The sequence below is a fragment of the Colwellia sp. MB02u-10 genome (genome assembly GCF_014077185.1).
Lineage (GTDB): Bacteria > Pseudomonadota > Gammaproteobacteria > Enterobacterales > Alteromonadaceae > Cognaticolwellia.
Genome location: NZ_JACGVK010000120.1, coordinates 118,621 through 137,243, shown reverse-complemented (window position 1 = coordinate 137,243; position 18,623 = coordinate 118,621). Strand labels below are relative to the sequence as shown.

At 39.2% G+C, this 18,623-nt stretch carries 15 protein-coding genes and 1 riboswitch; of the genes, 8 read left to right on the top strand and 7 right to left on the bottom strand.

Annotated features, from left to right (window positions below; translation table 11 throughout):
- Window positions 1-104: 104 nt before the first annotated feature.
- Window positions 105-947, bottom strand: a complete 843-nt coding sequence (gene pdsO / locus H4J59_RS11600) for a sortase-associated OmpA-like protein PdsO (RefSeq protein WP_182239545.1) — start codon at window positions 945-947, stop codon at window positions 105-107.
- Between the two features lie 271 nt (window positions 948-1,218).
- On the opposite strand from pdsO, the gene pdsR reads away from it, so the two are divergent.
- Window positions 1,219-1,932, top strand: a complete 714-nt coding sequence (gene pdsR / locus H4J59_RS11595; protein ID WP_182239543.1) for a proteobacterial dedicated sortase system response regulator — start codon at window positions 1,219-1,221, stop codon at window positions 1,930-1,932.
- A 6-nt stretch (window positions 1,933-1,938) separates the two neighbouring features.
- Window positions 1,939-4,170 carry a proteobacterial dedicated sortase system histidine kinase gene (pdsS, locus tag H4J59_RS11590; protein ID WP_259369498.1) on the top strand — a complete coding sequence of 744 codons (2,232 nt, stop codon included), beginning with the start codon at window positions 1,939-1,941 and terminating at the stop codon, window positions 4,168-4,170.
- A gap of 159 nt (window positions 4,171-4,329) precedes the next feature.
- Here pdsS and queE read toward each other — a convergent pair whose 3' ends face one another.
- Complete coding sequence (gene queE / locus H4J59_RS11585; RefSeq protein WP_182239539.1) at window positions 4,330-5,004, bottom strand: 7-carboxy-7-deazaguanine synthase QueE; 675 nt, start codon at window positions 5,002-5,004, stop codon at window positions 4,330-4,332.
- A 67-nt stretch (window positions 5,005-5,071) separates the two neighbouring features.
- On the opposite strand from queE, the gene queC reads away from it, so the two are divergent.
- Window positions 5,072-5,728, top strand: a complete 657-nt coding sequence (gene queC, locus H4J59_RS11580) for a 7-cyano-7-deazaguanine synthase QueC (protein ID WP_182239537.1) — start codon at window positions 5,072-5,074, stop codon at window positions 5,726-5,728.
- A 155-nt stretch (window positions 5,729-5,883) separates the two neighbouring features.
- Here queC and lysC read toward each other — a convergent pair whose 3' ends face one another.
- Entirely contained in the window at window positions 5,884-7,260 is a 1,377-nt protein-coding gene (gene lysC / locus H4J59_RS11575) for a lysine-sensitive aspartokinase 3 (RefSeq protein ID WP_182239535.1), read from the bottom strand.
- A gap of 279 nt (window positions 7,261-7,539) precedes the next feature.
- A riboswitch (Lysine riboswitch) is annotated at window positions 7,540-7,732 on the bottom strand.
- A 277-nt stretch (window positions 7,733-8,009) separates the two neighbouring features.
- Here lysC and H4J59_RS11570 point away from each other — a divergent pair.
- Window positions 8,010-8,762 (top strand): ElyC/SanA/YdcF family protein, encoded by a 753-nt coding sequence (locus H4J59_RS11570; protein ID WP_182239533.1) that lies wholly within the window; start codon window positions 8,010-8,012, stop codon window positions 8,760-8,762.
- A gap of 190 nt (window positions 8,763-8,952) precedes the next feature.
- Here H4J59_RS11570 and H4J59_RS11565 read toward each other — a convergent pair whose 3' ends face one another.
- Window positions 8,953-9,711 carry a Nif3-like dinuclear metal center hexameric protein gene (locus H4J59_RS11565; RefSeq protein WP_182239531.1) on the bottom strand — a complete coding sequence of 253 codons (759 nt, stop codon included), beginning with the start codon at window positions 9,709-9,711 and terminating at the stop codon, window positions 8,953-8,955.
- Between the two features lie 53 nt (window positions 9,712-9,764).
- Window positions 9,765-10,526, bottom strand: a complete 762-nt coding sequence (locus H4J59_RS11560; RefSeq protein ID WP_182239529.1) for a class I SAM-dependent methyltransferase — start codon at window positions 10,524-10,526, stop codon at window positions 9,765-9,767.
- 60 nt (window positions 10,527-10,586) lie between these two features.
- Between H4J59_RS11560 and gloB the strand changes: the two genes are divergently transcribed.
- Complete coding sequence (gloB, locus tag H4J59_RS11555; protein ID WP_259369497.1) at window positions 10,587-11,396, top strand: hydroxyacylglutathione hydrolase; 810 nt, start codon at window positions 10,587-10,589, stop codon at window positions 11,394-11,396.
- Between the two features lie 79 nt (window positions 11,397-11,475).
- Window positions 11,476-13,128, top strand: coding sequence for a LysM peptidoglycan-binding domain-containing protein (locus H4J59_RS11550; protein ID WP_182239527.1), 1,653 nt, complete (start codon window positions 11,476-11,478; stop codon window positions 13,126-13,128).
- Window positions 13,129-13,297: 169 nt separating this feature from the next.
- Here the strand turns inward: H4J59_RS11550 and H4J59_RS11545 are convergent, their stop codons facing one another.
- On the bottom strand, window positions 13,298-14,488 hold the full coding sequence (locus H4J59_RS11545; protein ID WP_220469800.1) for a hypothetical protein: 1,191 nt from the start codon (window positions 14,486-14,488) through the stop codon (window positions 13,298-13,300).
- A 335-nt stretch (window positions 14,489-14,823) separates the two neighbouring features.
- Between H4J59_RS11545 and asnB the strand changes: the two genes are divergently transcribed.
- The gene (gene asnB, locus H4J59_RS11540; protein WP_182239525.1) at window positions 14,824-16,488 is read left to right on the top strand and encodes an asparagine synthase B; all 1,665 of its coding nucleotides are present in this window, start codon (window positions 14,824-14,826) and stop codon (window positions 16,486-16,488) included.
- Between the two features lie 185 nt (window positions 16,489-16,673).
- On the top strand, window positions 16,674-17,441 hold the full coding sequence (locus H4J59_RS11535) for a hypothetical protein (RefSeq protein ID WP_182239523.1): 768 nt from the start codon (window positions 16,674-16,676) through the stop codon (window positions 17,439-17,441).
- A 117-nt stretch (window positions 17,442-17,558) separates the two neighbouring features.
- Here the strand turns inward: H4J59_RS11535 and pyrD are convergent, their stop codons facing one another.
- Window positions 17,559-18,572 carry a quinone-dependent dihydroorotate dehydrogenase gene (gene pyrD, locus H4J59_RS11530; RefSeq protein WP_182185990.1) on the bottom strand — a complete coding sequence of 338 codons (1,014 nt, stop codon included), beginning with the start codon at window positions 18,570-18,572 and terminating at the stop codon, window positions 17,559-17,561.
- Window positions 18,573-18,623: the final 51 nt, after the last annotated feature.

The window sequence follows — 18,623 nt, the reverse complement described above, 5'->3', positions numbered from 1 at the left end:
CAGAGAAACAGGTTAACTGTTTTTTTTAAACCTAGTTTAGTTATTTTTAGACTAAATTTTTCTTAGTTTAGATTGCCGTCTATACCAGGTTAAAGTGCACAGTGTTAAAAGTTCTGGGCTGTTTGTGAGTTTTTTTGCTTAATGGCATCATTTGCTAACGCATTGTTTTTTAACTTTATAACCACACGACGATCATAAAAACTCACCTCTTTATTTACCGATGCCACCACAGATTGCTGTTCACCAAAAGCAAATAAGCTAATGCGGTTAGCCCTCACACCCTGGTCAATCAGTGCATTTTTAACCGCATTAATACGTGCCAATGAAAGGGCTTGGTTTAGCGCATCACTGCCTTGTTTATCGGTATAGCCTGAAAGGTCTAAGGTTAAATTAGGTGATTGTTGAACAATGCGCGCTAAGCTTTCTATCTGCTCTTGATAATGTGATTTAATTTCACTTGAGCCGGTAGAGAACTGTAAGCTCATTAATAAGTTTTGTGCTTGTAGATTACTTGCCGCTTGATAGTTTTGCTCTAGCGCTAACAACTCAATTTGATAGCTTTGCTCTGCTTGCTCAATTTGTCGTTGGTAGCGAGCTAGCGATACTTCATTACTTTTTTTCTCTGCACTGTAGGCGGTTGACAAGCTTTCAATTTCATCCGTGGCATTGATGTTTTTTGCAATCATATTACCGGCTACCCCAGTGATAAAGGCGCCAATAGGTCCGCCTAAAATAGCACCAATAACCATCCCGGTGCCGAAGCCAATTTCTTCCTTCAATTGTGCTGAATTCTCTTGCGCTATTTTGTCTTGCGCTGTTTTTTCATATGAAGTTGCAAAGACGGGGCTGGCCGTTAAGGCCGAAATTAAAGCAACATTAATCAATGTTTTGGCTCGAGAAGTTTTGTTTACACTTGGGTTATTTGCTGTGGTTAATTGTCTTGTCATTATGGTGTCTCTCATTAATAGTGTCGGTGATAAATAGTCGATGGATACTTGCTAACTAAACACTTAATTAGCTTGCTTGTTTTTGATGGTGTTATTAAAGCGTAGAAAAACGACGACTAAAGGACGTAAATATGGCAATTCAGTGAGCAAATGTGGCAACATTATGGCAATGTCAACAATTAGCAGCATCGATGGCGTTTATTCGATATTATTTAAGCTAGATTTTTATGCAAATATTTACGCACAACGAGATAAAGGATAAACAACAATCATGTCGAAACGGATTGCTATTGTTGAAGATGATGCCGCCATTAGAGAAAACTATGCTGATGTATTGCGCCTACAAGGTTACCAAGTACAAACCTATGCTAATAAGGCCAGCGCTATACAAGCGTTTAATCTACGCTTACCTCATTTAGCCATTTTGGATATTGGCCTTGAACACGAATATGATGCTGGTTTTGAGTTATGCCAATGGTTACGGTCAAAATCGACAACCTTACCGATTATTTTTTTAACCGCGCGTGATAGTGATGTTGATACCGTATCTGGCTTGCGTATTGGCGCTGATGATTATCTCACCAAAGATATTAGCTTACCGCACTTGTCTGCCCGAATTGCCGCGCTATTTCGTCGCCAAGACGCCTTAGGCAAACCACAACAAGCTGATTATATGCTCACTATCGGGCCATTAACCGTAGATAGTCAGCGCATGAGCATTCAATGGCAAGAGCACAATGTAGATTTAACCATTACCGAGTTTTGGATGTTATACGCATTAGCTAAGCATCCCGGCCATGTGAAAAACCGTAGTCAGTTGATGCAAGACTCAAATATCTATGTTGATGACTCAACCATTACGTCGCATATCAAGCGCATGCGCAAAAAATTCAGCCATATCGATAGCGACTTTAATTGTATTGAAACGGTTTATGGTATGGGTTATCGCTGGAACCAAAGCGCCAAAGAAAATTCAGGTAACTAAACGAAAATGACAATGAAATGGCGATTTGGCTTAAGAAGTAAGCTGCTATTATTATCAAGCTTTCTATTTACCATTCCATGGTTTGGTTATCAATATGTTTGGGAAATGGAAAAATATCTCCGCTATGGTCAAGAGCAAACCATAATAGGCACTGCCAGAGCACTTGCTACCGCCATGCATGAGCGAGCAAACTTGTTTAATAATCAAGCGAGTTTTTTACCTAGCGTTGAAAAAGGCAAAGACCTATATAGTTACGGTTTATCCGCGCCTATTCAACTCGACGGTTTAAATCAAGACTGGCCCGACTTTGCCAACAAAGCGCATTTTTATCAGCAAAATAACCAACTTTATAGCCAACTAACGCCTGAGCAATTATCAATAAATTTTACCGCGGCGGTTGGCACTTATGGTCAGTATTTGTATTTATACTTTGGGGTGATTGACGACAAGGTCATATATCGTGACAGTAATGCCCGTAGCATCATTAATAATGACCACTTAGAGCTTGCTTTTATTAATCCACAAGGCGTTTTCAGTCGCTTTATTATCAGCAATAAAACCACTGGCTGGATAGATGCTTATCGTATTACCGATATTGAAGCCGATATCCCTGTACCTGCTAGACAAATTCAAGGGCATTGGCGAGATACAGCACAAGGTTATAACGTTGAAGTGCGCGTGCCATTAACTGAGTTTAACGACAATATTGCTTTTGCGGTGCACGATATTGATAGCCCCTTAGGTAGCATTCAAGCGTCGCTGGGCTCAGCAGATCCCAGCTCTGCCGAGACATTAGGCACTATTTTAGTACCCTCACCCGAAATTGAGCGCATTGTTAAAGGCATGAGTTATACCAATTCTAGCATTTGGGTGGTTGACCAACATCATCGGGTATTAGCCACCACAGGTAATATAAAAAAAGCCAGCGGTGTCTGGAATAAGCGCGTTAACATTAACAATGAACGCCTTGATAATACTGATGATAATTTTATATTAGCGGCTTGGCATAGCGTTGAAAACAATATACTGAAACCCTTATATGAAAGAATACTGACGCAACCGCCCAGTAATTTTATTGACCAACTTTATGACTCAGAAAACCTGACAGGCAAACATATCGAAAGTGCCTTAACGGGTGAGCCTATGTCGCAGTGGCGTTTAAGTACAGATCAACAAGCGGTGGTATTGTCAGCCGCTTACCCCATATTTATTAATAAACAGGTAAAAGGTGCGGTGATTGTTGAAGAAACCACTAATGGCATTCGCACCTTAAGAAATCAGGCGCTTGAAAAGCTTTTTAGTTCTATTCTGGCCATTATGTTATTGGGCGCGTTGGCCTTCTTTTTGTTTGCTTCGCGTATATCAAACCGGATCAGAACCTTAAGTAATCAAGCAGAAATGGCGATTGACGAACATGGTCGTATTAGTGGCAATGTTGATACCTCAAATACCAATGACGAAATTGGTGATTTGTCGCGTAGTTTCTCAACTGCGGTTAATCGCCTGAGTCAATATAATCACTATTTAGAAAATATGTCGTCACGTTTATCACACGAATTGCGCACGCCTATTGCCGTGGTGCGAACCTCGTTAGAAACCTTAGCGATGCAGCAACAAAGTATCAGTGCAACAACACGAGATAATAATGATAAAAGGCAAGCACCCCTGGTGGAAAACCCCTATTTAGTGCGCGCTCAACATGGTATTGAGCGCTTAAGCTTAATTTTAACCAATATGAATGAAGCGACCCGAATAGAGCAAATGTTACAAAACACCGACAAAAGTGCCTTTGACTTAGCTCAGGTATTTAACGGTTGTATGCAAGGTTATCGCTTGATTTACCCTGATATTGATTTTTCATTTAATGATATAACACCAGGAAAGCATCCGCTTTCAGGTTCACCAGAACATATCGCGCAGTTATTAGATAAAGTGATTGCCAATGCCGTAGAGTTTTCTGACGATAATAAAATTACCGCCAGCGTCACAGGTAATAATCAACAGGTGACGCTAACCATCAGCAATAACGGTGAGCTATTGCCTGAACAAATGAGTGAACAACTGTTTGACTCTATGGTGTCGATCAGGAAAAAACACAATAATGAGCAGCCTCATTTAGGCTTAGGTTTGTATATTGCGCGCTTAATTTGTCAATTTCATCACGGCACAATAAAAGCCGTAAACCAGCAAAATCAGCTCGGCGTTGAGGTTATTATTACCTTGCCATTAACAAAATAATGTTAATGGCTTAAGCTAGGCTGTTGGTTGTGAAGATTACCTTTAAGCTCTTACCTGCATTGCTGCAGCTCTAAGGATTGCACTTCTAGCATTACAGTAAGTTTGGATCATGACAAGCTAGCGCAGTGCAGCATTTGCTATGACAACTATGACAAAATACTATTCAATACCAATGTATTTGTGTACTTGCACTGATAAGCGCCAGTTATTTTTAATACAAGCGGCAATAGCAAGCTCGGTGGCACGTTGTTTTTGGCTAATAGGTTGTAAATAAATTTGCTTTTCTTCTAATTGATGCTCGGCTAATAACGCTTTTAGGTCATCAATATGTTGCTCAGTGGCCACCGGATGTTTAATTTCATTTGCCCTTTGCATCGCGCTGGCTAAAATTTTGTAACCGCCACGCATATTCACTTTGGGTGACACAGTAACCCAGCATTGCTCAGAGACTTTAATTTCAAAGGTGCCTGAGGTTTCTACCTGACAGCTATAACCTTGTGCTTCAAAATATAAACACAAGGCGGTTAAATCTTCCATGCAAGGTTCGCCACCGGTAATAACAATATGTTTAGCGTTAAAGCCCTGCTTGATAAATATTGCAGCAATATCATCTAAGGATAAATTTGACCATTGTTCAGTCTCTTCTATCTTACTTAACAGTTGCTTAGTGGTAATTTCTAACTCAGGATGAATGTCCCAGGTATGTTTAGTATCACACCAAGAACAACCGACAGGACAACCCTGTAAACGAAGGAAAATTGACGGTTGGCCGGTAAATGAGCCTTCGCCTTGCAGAGTTTCAAACAATTCATTTATTTTATAACGTGTGGTCATTTCTTTAATGCTTAGATAATTTCTAGTAGAATGCGCAAGTTTATTATACCCCAAGAGATCTGTAAATATGAGTAGTAAAGTCGTAGTAATTTTTTCTGGTGGCATGGATTCATTCACCGTACTGCACCGCGCTTTAAAAGACGGTAAAGAAGTCTATGCCTTAACCTTTGATTATGGCCAGAAACACGTGAAAGAAATTGCCTGTGCCAGTAAAGTTTGTCAACAACTGGGGGTTGCTCATAAGGTTATTGATATTTCATCAATTAATCAGTTATTAGCGGGATCGTCTTTGACCGATGATATCGACATTCCTGAAGGTCATTACGAAGCCGAAAGTATGAAGTCAACGGTTGTACCTAATCGTAATATGATTTTACTGTCGTTAGCTGTGGGTTATGCGGTCTCAGTAGAAGCAGCGCAAGTATATTATGGCGCTCATTCGGGTGATCATGCTATTTATCCTGATTGTCGACCTGAATTTGTTATGAAAATGAATGACGTTTGTCAAATCGCGAATTATCAAGCGGTTGAAATTTTCAGTCCTTACTTAACGAACAGTAAATCCGATATATTAACTGATGGTTTAAAGATGGGTTTGCGTTACGATGACACTTGGACTTGTTATAATGGCCGAGCACAAGCCTGCGGTAAATGCGGCGCATGTCAAGAGCGCCTAGAAGCCTTTGCTGACAATAATGTCACCGATCCTTTAGCATACGAATAAGCTTATTTATAAAGGCCAGTCAGATTAAATGCAAAAAGGGACAGTGAAATGTCCCTTTTTGAGCGCTATTTTTTAGTGCTTATTTTGATAAGCATTACTTTGTAATCATGACTGCTTTATCGTTTAAACAATAATTATATTTACTGACCTTAAGCTTAGTCGATAAACAAGGTACTATGTAAACGCTCAACCACTTGGTTAGCATCTGCTTCTGGCACAAGAAAACACAAATTATGATTGCTTGCGCCATGACAAATCATGCGAATATTAAAATCATTTATCTTATCAAAAATACTGCTGCCGACCCCTTTAGTGCCATGAATTTTATTACCGATCACCGCAATTAAACTCAAACCATGCTCAACACTGACTTCACAAAGTTGTTCTAACTCTTCTACCACGGCTTGAGTTAACAAGGCTTGTGTTGAGCCATAAGGATTGTCAAAGGTTAGCGCGACACTAATTTCACTGGTGGTAATTAAATCAACACTTAATTGGTGTTTGGCTAATACGGTAAAAACTTTCGCTAGGAAGCCACTGGCATGCAACATTTGTGGACTTTTTACTGTCACTAAGGTTTGTTCGCGTCGCAGCGCAATCGAACGATAGGTAGGATTAGAGTCAACTTGGCGCTGTATTTTGGTGCCACCTGCATTAGGTTCCTTACTTGAACCAACAAAAACAGGAATATCTTGCCGCATAGCGGGAATAAGTGTCGCTGGATGCAGAATTTTTGCGCCAAAGGTGGCCATTTCGGCCGCTTCACCGAAACTAATTTCATTAATCGAACGTGCTTGATCTGTTATCCGTGGATCGGTAGTAAAAATACCAACCACGTCAGTCCAAATGCTTAAATTACTGGCTTGAACAGCTTCAGCTAACAACGCTGCGCTGTAATCAGAGCCTCCGCGACCTAAGGTGGTCGTATTACCTTGTTGGTCACAGCCGATAAAACCTTGTGTAACAATAACTTGATCATTAAGTAAGGGATAAAGTAGTGCTTTAGTATTTGCGGCCAATTCGGTTAAATCAACTTGCGCTTTACCATATAAACTATCCGTTTTCATGACTTGGCGAACATCAAAATAATGACCATTCACATCGACGAGTTGTAACACTTGTGCAAAAATTCGTGAACTGAATTGTTCACCAAAACTCAAGATTTCATCACTGGTTTTTGTGCTGTATTGCTTTGCTTGTTGCTCAGCACAGGCACCTAACGCATTTAATAAGCCTGATATTTCTTGATCAATAGCTTGATGATTATCAAAGTGCTGAGTTATGGCAAATTGAATATCAGCAATATGGCTAATAATTTGTTGTTGTTCGCTTATCGAAACGTCTGCTTGGCTTAAACGCACTAAGTGATTAGTAACACCAGCACTGGCTGATACCACCACTAAACGGTTAGTGCTATTATTTTTAATAATATCCGCGCAGCGTAACATCGCATGAAAATCAGCAACACTGGTGCCGCCAAACTTTGCAACGGTAATATTTTCAGTATTGGTATGATCTATGATTACAGACATGCAGATTCTCCATGAGTTTGAGATTGAATGGTTAAACATTCGAGTCTATCGCGAGATGTATATTTAGATAACAATATATATTTAAATAACAATGTGCCAACACTAGTGCGATTAAGGCTGGTAAGATGGGATATTAACATAAAAATTCTTCCTAAACGCCTGCATTGCTAAAGGTACTTCATTAAACATAGCAAATATAACAGGCAAATAACTAACAGGAAGAGCATGACTGAGCGTAGAGTGAATTAGGTTAAAAACCCGTTATTCAGGCGGTACTATTCAGCCAGAAGCTCTCCACCCTATGCTAAAAAAACTTATGTTTTTCTAGCGGTGACAGCCCTAAGGATTCAGCCCTAGCGACCGAATATGATATGCCCCCATATCAATATTCTCGGCAATTGTCCCCCTCAGTAACAGTCAAAGGAATGGGTCCTCATGTTACTTACCTAGCAATTGCGCCTCTTCTGGTGCAAAAAATTTTCTATTTCTGTACTACTTAATTCATAACACCATCATACTTGATAGATAAGGGCATTATAAAAGTGGAGTAAAAATTCTAATTTTTAGCGCAGCCATTAAACCCTATTTAAGCGTAAATATCAACAGACTTTTAGACGTCCAAATAAAATAGTTTGTCACCATTAGTCACGGCTTCAAATGGCTACTGCTTCAAAGTCTTATAATTGTTATGCTTGAGTAACTTGAAAACTTATCACCCTATTCGTATAGCCTATTTTGGACTGAGTCACATGGATCTATTTTTACTAAAAAAAATTATTAGCTTAATGATTATGCCACTGAGCATGATTCTCTTACTGTTAATTATTGCTATTATTTTTTATCGTTTAAAACCAAAATTGAGTTTTTGGGCGCTATTTACCGCAAGCACTTTATTATTTTTGAGTACCTTTCCACCTTTGTCCAATAACATCATGGCGGCATTAGAAGATAATTATCCCGCATTTACCCGCAGCAATAAGCCGGTTGATTATATTATTATTTTGGGCGGTGTTCACACCAGCGTTCAGGGGTTGCCTGCGACTAGTGAATTAAAGTCTAGTTCACTAGAAAGGTTAGTTGAGGCTGTTCGTATCTACCGCCTGCACCCCGAAGCACAAATAATCACCTCAGGCTTTGCCGATGGCGATGTCAGTTCAAACGCAGAAAAAGTTAAGCAAGCAGCAATATTATTAGGTGTGCCAAAAAATAAAATATTGACTGAAAATTTCCCTCAAGATACCGAAGAAGAAGCACAACTTATTGCACCACGCGTGTTAAATAAAAATGTCGTACTCGTCACTAGTGCCAATCATTTACCCAGAGCCATGGCCTATTTCCAACGCTACGGCGTCAATCCAATACCTGCACCGGCAAGCCCATGGGTTAAAAGCAATGGGCTTACTCCATGGTCTTATTACGTACCTAATGCTAAAAAATTACAACAAACCACTACGGTTTGGTACGAAACCCTCGGGCGTATAGTGCAATGGTTTAAAGGCTAACCGCTAACCAACTAAAAACATCAGCAATTTGTACAACACGACTTAATGACCAAGAAGCCTTGTTGTGCAGTAACACATTTACATAAGGCTAATTCTTTAAAAAGTACAATTGTGCATGAACAGCAGTATTGGTCTTGGTACTATATTGGTGCTATATGTTGCCGATATATTGGTATTAATAATCTACCGTTTAGGCCGGGTTATCAATATCAATAAACTTAGCCTCTAATGGCAAATGTTGATTAAAATGTTCGGCTAATGCTTTAGCGCCATAGCGCTCGGTGGCATGGTGGCCAGCGCAATAAAAATGAATATCCATCTCGCGCGCAACATGAGTGGTTTGCTCAGATACTTCACCACTGATAAAAGCGTCTATGCCGTGTTCAGCCGCTAACTCAATATAGCCTTGCCCACCACCGCTGCACCAAGCAACAGTTTTAATCGCTTTATTTGATGGCGGCGCTATGTGCAAGCAAGTTCGGTTGAGCTTTTCGTTAATGCGTTGCTCAAGTGCTTGTGGGCTAAGTTCACGAGTAAAGTCTCCACGTACAGCAACACTCAAGGCGTTACCCTCTTCCAATGGCGCGACATTATTGATTGAAAATAATTTCGCTAATTGTGCGTTATTACCTAAGCTTGGATGAATATCTAAGGGTAAATGATAGGCAAATAAACTGATGTCATTTGCCAGTAACGCCTTAATGCGTTTATGTTTCATACCACGGATGACATAACTTTCATTCTTCCAAAAAAAGCCATGGTGTACGACTAACGCATCGGCTTTTTCAGCAATCGCTTGTTCGATTAACGCTTGTGTAGCGGTAACGCCCGTGATGACCTTACTGACCTTGTCTCGCCCCTGAATTTGTAGACCATTTGGACAAAAGTCTTTAATTTGTTCAGGCTTTAATAAGTTGTTTAAATAGCTTTCGAATTCATGAAGTTGCATTAATTAATTCTGACCTTAAATATTGAGTTATTATATTTAGTACTGCTTTACCATTACTGATTAGTTTTTTTACTTGTTTTTCTTGATGAATTCATCGTTGGCACCTTCACGGGCTCAAAGTGTGGCCTGAGTTGCCATTTGGGTTTGATCGGCGTTAAAGGTAATACGCGCTTTTTAGCCACAATGACATAAACAGAGCCTAGACTTGGAAAATAACGTGCTGCTATATTATGCCAATGGTTACAAAAAAAACCCTGAGTGAGTTGCCCAGATAGGGACGAATGCAAAAACCGTTTATCTAGTTGGATCTCAAATCCCATTAAGTGCAGCCAATCTTTCACTCGCATAGGTGAAAATAATCTTTCATTCCAAGGCGTTTGCTTGCGCCTGTAAGGAATAAATTGATTAAGACCCACTAAACTAAAAGGATTAAATCCAGTGATCACTAAATAGCCATTAGGAATTAATACCCGATTGGCTTCACGCACCACATGATGGGGGTCTAACGAAAACTCCAAAGCATGCGCTAATACGCAGACATCAACACTGTGCTTTTGTAACGGTAAATCATCAATCTCAGCAATAACATCACCATTTCCCAGCGGGTTTGTTAAGGTTAATTGATGTTTGATCGGGCTATCTACACTCGATATTTCACCACTTAAAGCGCCTATTTTTAGCATATGATAGCCAAAAAACTTTGGCCACCAAGGGGCTAACGCTTGATTAATATTGGCAACTATCAAGTCACCGTTAGGTAAGTTTTGCCAAGATTTTGGATAATCAGGGTGCCTAAATGAGAGTGCTGGCTTCATTATATTAAACTGTCGAAAAAGTAAGTATAATCATATCTTCAGTATACTCAGGAGCCACACATGCAGCAAACCCAAAGCAGCACTAATATGAAAGTTTCCATGATAAAGGCCTTTTCAGATAATTATATCTGGGCTATTTCGTCGAATTTAGGTCACAACATGGCCTTAGTTGACCCAGGTGACGCCAATGTTTGTATCGAATTTATTGAACAACAAAAACTGCAACTGTCGAGTATATTAATCACTCACCATCACGCTGATCACGTGGGTGGTATTAAAAAACTTGTTGATTATTGTAAAAGTAAGCAATGGCCATTAACCATTTACGGTCCTGAGAGTGAAAACATTCCACACTGTGATGTTGCACTGAGCGAAAGCGCTAAAGTTGAGTTAACTGATTTAGGCCTTGAATTTGATGTCATTGATCTTCCAGGTCATACCAGTGGCCATATAGCTTATGTATCACAAGACAGTTTATTTTGTGGTGATACTTTGTTTTCAGGTGGCTGTGGTCGCCTTTTCGAAGGCACGCCGAGCCAAATGCTCTGCTCATTAGAAAAGCTAAGCGCTTTACCTGAGCGCACTCAAGTCTATTGTGCTCATGAATATACTCAAGCTAACCTTAATTTTGCTCTAAGTGTTGAACCCGATAATACCGAGTTGGTAGATTATTATAATCAAGTAATACAAAAGCGCGAACAAGACATTGCCACTATCCCGACATCAATCATGCTTGAAAAGAAAATCAATCCGTTTCTACGCTGTAACGAGCCTAGTTTGATGACAAGCGCGGCTGAGTTCAGTGGTGATAAGGTTAATGATAAATTACAAACCTTTACCATTATTCGCGCATGGAAAGACAATTTTTAAGGCGTTTTTATTGCACAAATCTTGAATAACCGCCCTAAATAAGTGACACTGGTGGCTAGTAAATTTAAATAGACCTTGCATGAAGAATATAACCCTATCTATCGCAACCGTACTGCTATTGTCTGGTTGCCAATCAATTTTAAACCAAAATCAATCAAATAACCTTGAAACTAATGCTGATGTTCAAGTACTTATCGATGTTGCCTCATCGGCAGAGATCAATCAAGCGCTGCTGGTTGATGAAGCTATTGACGTTATTCATCCCATTGCCGACGGTGATATAGATCTGGGCAACGACATAAAAGAAAGCTATTTGTCAAATGATGTTTGGCAACGAATTCGCAGCAAACTTGAATTTTCGATACCCGAGGATCCTCGTGTTGTTAGCCAACGAAATTGGTTTATTAAACACCCTGAATACCTAAACCGCGTAGCTAAGCGCGCCGAGCCATTTTTGCATTACATCGTTGAAGCATTAGAAGCGAACGATATACCCATTGAAATTGCCTTATTACCCATAGTTGAAAGCGCTTTTGACCCTTTTGCTTACTCGCATGGTCGTGCATCAGGTATGTGGCAATTTATTCCCGGCACAGGCAAACGCTTTGGCATGAAACAAAATTGGTGGTTTGACGGACGACGTGACATAGTTGCCTCAACTCAAGGTGCTATTGAGTATTTAACATACTTGAACAAGTTTTTTGATGGTGATTGGATGCTAGCGCTCGCCGCTTACAACTCAGGTGAGGGACGAGTAAGACGTGCCGTTAGAAAAAATAAAAAGAAGAACCTACCTACAGATTTTTGGTCTTTAGATTTACCAAGAGAAACTCGTGCTTATGTACCTAAATTATTAGCGTTAGCTGACATTGTAAAACGTAGCGAAGAATTTAAAATTAAACTGCACGTAATTGATAATAGCTCGGTGATTAGTCAAGTCGATATTGGTTCACAGCTTGATTTAGCCAAAGCAGCGCAATTAGCTGACTTGTCATTAACAGAGTTGCAGCGACTCAATCCAGGTTTTAATCGTTGGGCAACCGACCCTGACGGCCCGCATTATTTATTGTTGCCCAACCACAAAATAGAAAGCTTTAAACAAGGCCTTGCCAAATTGAGCACAAAAGAACGTCTAGCTTGGCAACGCTATAAAATTAAAAACGGTGACAACCTAGGTGAAATAGCACAAAAATTTAATACTGAAATAGCGTTAATAAGACAAGTTAATAACATTAAAGGCAATCGGATCAGAGAAGGGAAATTTTTATTAATTCCTGTTGCTACCGCTTCATTAGACAGTTATTTACTCTCAACAAATCAACGTTTAGTAAAAACACAAAATAAAGTACTGGCCGGTGAAAAGCGCATTCATATAGTGAAATCCGGTGATACCATGTGGGATATCAGCCGCGCCTATCGTGTTTCAACCCGCAGTCTCGCAAAATGGAATGCTATGGCGCCAAGAGACACCATTAAACCTGGACAAAAACTCGTTATTTGGCAAAAAACAGCGGTTAAAACACTGGATTTAGGTGCTATGACACCAAACGAACAAGCGATAATGCGTAACATTCATTATCGTGTACGCAAAGGTGACTCTTTTGCCCGTATCGCCGACAAGTTTAATGTCAAGATAACAGACATTGAACGTTGGAATAGCCTTAACCGTAAAAAATATTTACAACCAGGACAAATGTTAAAGCTGTCGGTAGATGTGACTAATAATATTTAACAGATTAATTATGGGTAATATTATCAATGATAAATTTAGTCGTAGGCAGATAGTTGCTAAGAAAAAAATTAAAAAACGCTAACTGAGTTAGCGTTTTTTTGTACTGAAATAAAGTATCAGTCGTTGGTCATATTAACGCATTTATAATAACGTATTTATCATTAAGAGATTATAAACCGGCAACACCTTGAGTAATAATATTTTTCGTTTGCTTAACAATATCCATCAATGCTTGTTGATTAAAAGTTTTAATTTTCGGGGTATGGATATGACCTACCGGTAAAGTTGAATAATATTGGTCACGTAATAAGATACTACGATAAGATATTTCATTAGAAAGATAACCACCACCTGAGCCACTAACCGAGGTTTGCTTAACAATATCTGCCAGTGATTGGCCCTTAAATGTACCACCTAATAAAGTCGATATTGTGCGATTGTCGTTAACTTGATATTTACCTGCACCCTTTAACATTGCCAATATAGGTAAGCTAAATTCGACAAATTCAGGCCCTTGCAAAGCGGCTGTTTTAAGCTTTGGTCTTAATGGCTTATTTTTTGTCGCACCGGTGAGTATATTAAGATTATCAGGCGCGTTAGCGCTGCGTCTTAACGCCGGGTAACGCTCTAAATCAAAATTATCTCTGCCCATGCTTACGGTTAATACCATATCAACAGATTTATTGGCGATATAAGGGCTGAGTAGTTCTTCTATCATGCCTTGGTCAAAGTCTGCAAAACGCACAGGAATAATGAGCACTTCAATCTCAGCGGTTTGACCTTCAATGCTGACGACTAAATCGTCCAAAGCGAGTGCAACTACCCCTGATGGATTACTTTGGTCGATATGCCTATCAAGAAAAAACGGGTCAAAGCCTGTAAGCAGTATTTTTTTATCGGCCTTTTTATCAAATTTCACATCCATTTGACCACGAGATAATAATTCCAGTGTCCATAGCAGCTTGCGTTGTTGATTAGGAAACAATGTCGTAAATGCTTTTGTAGAGCGTAACGCTTTGCTCATTTGCAGGCGCGCCCAATATAACGGCCGATCGTCATAGTCGTTCAATTGGTTAAATGACTTTTTCGCATCTAACCATAGCCCTGTACCGTGACGAATAGTTAATTGTGTTAACACGGTATAGCTAGTTGCACGGTTTAGTTGACTAGCAAATTTCTCAGCTCGTGCGCTTAATCTTGCCGAAACATCTGGCATTGCTTTAAGTGCGTTATCAAGACGTAATTCTTCAACCGTTAATGCAGGGTAGTTAATTTCTTGGCTACTAATAGATAAACTTAGGCCAAGCGAGATGGCGACAACAAAGATCTTTAGGGTTATTTTATTTACAGTTTTTAACATTTTTGCTCTTACTTATGATTGAAATTAAAATAAAACAGCGAATTTTTCTATACTTATCATTGATATATTAATGTATCTAATTTTTTAACACTAGCGATTATTGTTACACAAAAGCCCGCTTTTACACCTTATTGTGTCATTAGAGTAAAAATACTATTGATTTTTTATCAAATACTGTAAGGTGTCACACAACAGCAATATTGCTGAGCGATAAGTTTCTGTAAACACTCTCATGTTTACTTAGAGATAATATCGCATAATACGCTTGAGTAAACCTGTTAGAGCGCATTCACCACACAATTTGTCATTAATAAATATAAAGGGGTAGCACTTCAATGTGTTCGATATTTTGTATATTAGATATTAAAACGGGTGCAGACGCACTTCGTCCAAAAGCTTTAGAATATTCTCGCTTACTTCGTCATCGTGGTCCAGATTGGTCTGGTATCTACAACAATGACCACGCTATTTTAGTGCATGAACGCCTGTCAATTGTTGACACTGAACATGGTGCTCAACCATTATATAACAGTGATAAATCAAAAGTTTTAGCGGTCAATGGTGAAATTTATAATCATAAAGCATTAGCCAACCAACATACGCCTGACTATGATTTTCAAACCGCTTCTGATTGTGAAATTATCATTCCAATGTTTGAAAAATTTGGCACTGACTTTGTCGATAAGCTCCAAGGTATGTTTGCCTTTTGCCTATATAACGAACAAGATAATAGCTATCTAATTGCCCGTGATCACATGGGTATTATTCCACTTTATACCGGTTACGATGCTGAAGGTAACTTCTATGTTGCCTCAGAAATGAAAGCGTTAATGCCCATTTGTAAAACGGTAGCAGAGTTCCCTCCAGGTCATATTTTAGATAGCAGAGTCGGTAAAGTTGAAAGATATTACCAACGCAACTGGCAAAAATATTCAGCGATAAAAGATAACAACACCAGTAAAGAAAAAATACGCGAAGCATTAGAAGAATCAGTTAAAAGCCATTTGATGACTGACGTGCCTTACGGCGTATTACTTTCTGGCGGTTTAGACTCGTCATTGATTTCTGCCATTACGCAAAAATTTGCCGCTAGACGTATCGAAGAAAATGATTTGTCTGAAGCATGGTGGCCTAAAGTGCATTCTTTTGCCTGCGGCTTAGCTGGCTCGCCAGATTTAATTGCCGCTAAAACCGTTGCTGAGAGCATAGGTACAATACATCATAGTGTTATATTTACCGAACAAGAAGGTATCGACGCACTTAAAGAAGTGATTTATCACTTAGAAACTTATGATGTGACCACGATTCGTGCTTCTACACCTATGTATTTAATGGCGAGAAAAATAAAAGCCATGGGCATTAAAATGGTACTTTCTGGTGAAGGTGCTGATGAAATATTTGGTGGTTATTTATATTTCCACAAAGCGCCAAATGCGGAAGAGTTTCATAACGAATTATTGCGCAAGCTTGATAAATTACACATGTTTGATTGTCTACGTGCTAATAAGTCTATGTCAGCTTGGGGCATTGAAGCACGCGTACCCTTCTTGGATAAAAACTTTATGGATGTTGCCATGCGCATTAATCCAGAAGATAAAATGTGCGGTAATGGCAAGATGGAAAAAGCTATTTTACGCTCATCTTTTGAAGGTTACTTGCCAAAAGAGATCTTATGGCGTCAAAAAGAGCAATTTTCTGATGGCGTGGGTTATTCTTGGATTGATGGTCTAAAGCAACATGTTGAAGCACAAGTTAGCGACCAGCAGTTAGCTAGCGCAGAATTTAAATTCCCCGTGAATACACCCGATACTAAAGAAGCTTATTTTTATCGTTGTATTTTCGAAGAAAACTTTCCACTAGCATCAGCAGCAGATTGTGTACCTGGCGGAAAATCAGTCGCTTGTAGTACACCAGAAGCGTTAGCTTGGGATGAAAGTTTCGCTAATATGGCCGATCCTTCAGGACGTGCTGTGCAAAGTGTGCATAATGATAGTTATTAGTCTTAGCTAACTAAGAGATTTTAAGCCTAAAATTAAAAACCGACTATTAAAGTCGGTTTTTTTGTACAATATTTACTAAATATTATACAGTTACTCTCAACTTATACTCTTAACTTAGTATATGGCCAAATAAATCAATTCATTAATCCAATGGGTATTACAGCCATTGTTAGTAGGAAGCTATCTTGTCAAACCGTGTAGAACCTGAAATTCCAACGATTAGTATCGATCAAGATCAAGTTAAGATGGCTCGTGAACCTGTAGCTAAAGCACACAAGTCAGAGCAAGTGAACTCTGCAACTCATACACCCAAAGCATTAACTGCAGCGCAAACATTATTAATATTAATACCTTATTTCGCTCTAGCGGGTACTGGCTGGTATTTTTATCAACAGCAAGTGAGTGTGAACAATACGTTAGCGTCGAGCTCTGCGCGAATTCAACAGCTAGAAAATCAACTCTCAGCTACCGGTGAAGAAATGGGTGAGTCAACTATTGCTTTAAAGGTTAAGTTAGAAGCGATTAGTGAAAAAACAGAATTATTATTATCTGAAATGGATAAACTCTGGGCTTCAGCTTGGCGGAGAAATCAGGAAGAAATTAAAGCCTTAAATTCAAAAAGTATCAACATGGCTCAACAGCAAGATAAAAACACCCGTTCAGTTAGCCAGCAAAATAACGCACTTAATGATTTAAAAGATAAAATTACCGCCACCGAGTTTTCAATTAATGCTGTTTCTGAGCAAATGGTGACTGCCAGCAGCTTAAAAGAGCAATTTAAAGAATTATCCACACAGCTCAATACTTTAGATGCCAATGCCAAAAGTCGTGATAAGCAGCAAATGTTTACTGCGACTAGTATCAATCAGTTTGATACTAGTCTGCAGTTACTCGTAGAGCGAATGGAACGTTTAGAGGCTATATTAGCGAGCAAGTCTGGACCCGCAATTTAACTCACCCTATATAAGTGGGCATTGAATCACAAAAAAAGTCATCAACTGGAATCAGTTGATGACCTTTTTATATTTTTTGCTGTTGCAATAAATGTGCTCGCGTAAGGCTGAACAATTTTACTTAAGTGTTTGCACGATTTCTTTTATTAATTCTGGCCCTTGATAAATAAAGCCCGTATACACTTGGACTAACTTTGCCCCTGCCGCAAATTTTTCTTGAGCGTCTGCGCCCGACGCTATACCACCGACACCAATAATCGGCAGCTTGTTATCAAGTGCTTTTGCGAGTAATTGAATGACTTCAGTACTTTTTTCTTTTACCGGTGCGCCACTTAATCCGCCCTGTTCATTACCAAAGGGTAAATGTGACACTTTATCACGAGCTAAGGTGGTATTTGTGGCAATGACGCCATCAATATTGTTGGCAATTAAGCACTCGGCAATAGACTTTATTTCCTCGGCATTTAAATCTGGCGCTATTTTTACCGCAACAGGCACGTACTTACCATATTGCTCTGCTAACGCAGTTTGTTCAGCTTTTAATGCGGATAATAGCTCATTAAGTGCATCGCCATATTGTAGCGAGCGTAAGCCTGGGGTATTAGGTGATGATATATTAACCGCAATGTAAGTAGCATAGTCATAAACTTTACGCATACAGTGAATATAATCATCTTTAGCATTTTCATCTGGCGTGTCTTTATTTTTACCAATATTAATACCCAAAACACCGCGGTACTTAGCTTTGATTACTTGGTCAACGAGATAATCAACACCTTTATTATTAAAACCCATACGGTTAATAATAGCGTTTGCTTCTGGTAATCTGAAAATTCGTGGCTTGTCATTACCTGGTTGAGGTCGTGGCGTTACTGTCCCCACTTCAACAAAGCCAAAACCTAAAGCTTCAAAGGCTTTAATGCATTCACCATTTTTATCTAACCCTGCCGCTAAACCGACTGGATTAGGAAACTTAATGCCCATAACCTCCACCGGTTTATTTGCTATGGTTTGCTTATAAAGTAAATTAAGCGGCGAAGCGCCTGTTGCTTTAAAGCCTTTAATCGTTAATTCGTGAATTGCTTCTGCATCGAATTTAAAAAACACTTTACGAATAGCTGAGTAAAACATAATACCTCTTTAATTATATATAATACTAAATTGCCATGCGAGAAACTAACA

What these genes read in the sequence shown, in the direction of transcription:
- asnB (WP_182239525.1), top strand. Translation starts at nt 14,824, where the DNA reads ATGTGTTCGATATTTTGTATATTAGATATTAAAACGGGTGCAGACGCA.
- H4J59_RS11550 (WP_182239527.1), top strand. Translation starts at nt 11,476, where the DNA reads ATGAAGAATATAACCCTATCTATCGCAACCGTACTGCTATTGTCTGGT.
- H4J59_RS11565 (WP_182239531.1), bottom strand. Translation starts at nt 9,711, where the DNA reads ATGCAACTTCATGAATTCGAAAGCTATTTAAACAACTTATTAAAGCCT.
- lysC (WP_182239535.1), bottom strand. Translation starts at nt 7,260, where the DNA reads ATGTCTGTAATCATAGATCATACCAATACTGAAAATATTACCGTTGCA.
- gloB (WP_259369497.1), top strand. Translation starts at nt 10,587, where the DNA reads ATGCAGCAAACCCAAAGCAGCACTAATATGAAAGTTTCCATGATAAAG.
- queC (WP_182239537.1), top strand. Translation starts at nt 5,072, where the DNA reads ATGAGTAGTAAAGTCGTAGTAATTTTTTCTGGTGGCATGGATTCATTC.
- pdsR (WP_182239543.1), top strand. Translation starts at nt 1,219, where the DNA reads ATGTCGAAACGGATTGCTATTGTTGAAGATGATGCCGCCATTAGAGAA.
- pdsO (WP_182239545.1), bottom strand. Translation starts at nt 947, where the DNA reads ATGACAAGACAATTAACCACAGCAAATAACCCAAGTGTAAACAAAACT.
- H4J59_RS11570 (WP_182239533.1), top strand. Translation starts at nt 8,010, where the DNA reads ATGGATCTATTTTTACTAAAAAAAATTATTAGCTTAATGATTATGCCA.
- pyrD (WP_182185990.1), bottom strand. Translation starts at nt 18,572, where the DNA reads ATGTTTTACTCAGCTATTCGTAAAGTGTTTTTTAAATTCGATGCAGAA.
- queE (WP_182239539.1), bottom strand. Translation starts at nt 5,004, where the DNA reads ATGACCACACGTTATAAAATAAATGAATTGTTTGAAACTCTGCAAGGC.
- pdsS (WP_259369498.1), top strand. Translation starts at nt 1,939, where the DNA reads ATGACAATGAAATGGCGATTTGGCTTAAGAAGTAAGCTGCTATTATTA.
- H4J59_RS11560 (WP_182239529.1), bottom strand. Translation starts at nt 10,526, where the DNA reads ATGAAGCCAGCACTCTCATTTAGGCACCCTGATTATCCAAAATCTTGG.
- H4J59_RS11545 (WP_220469800.1), bottom strand. Translation starts at nt 14,488, where the DNA reads ATGTTAAAAACTGTAAATAAAATAACCCTAAAGATCTTTGTTGTCGCC.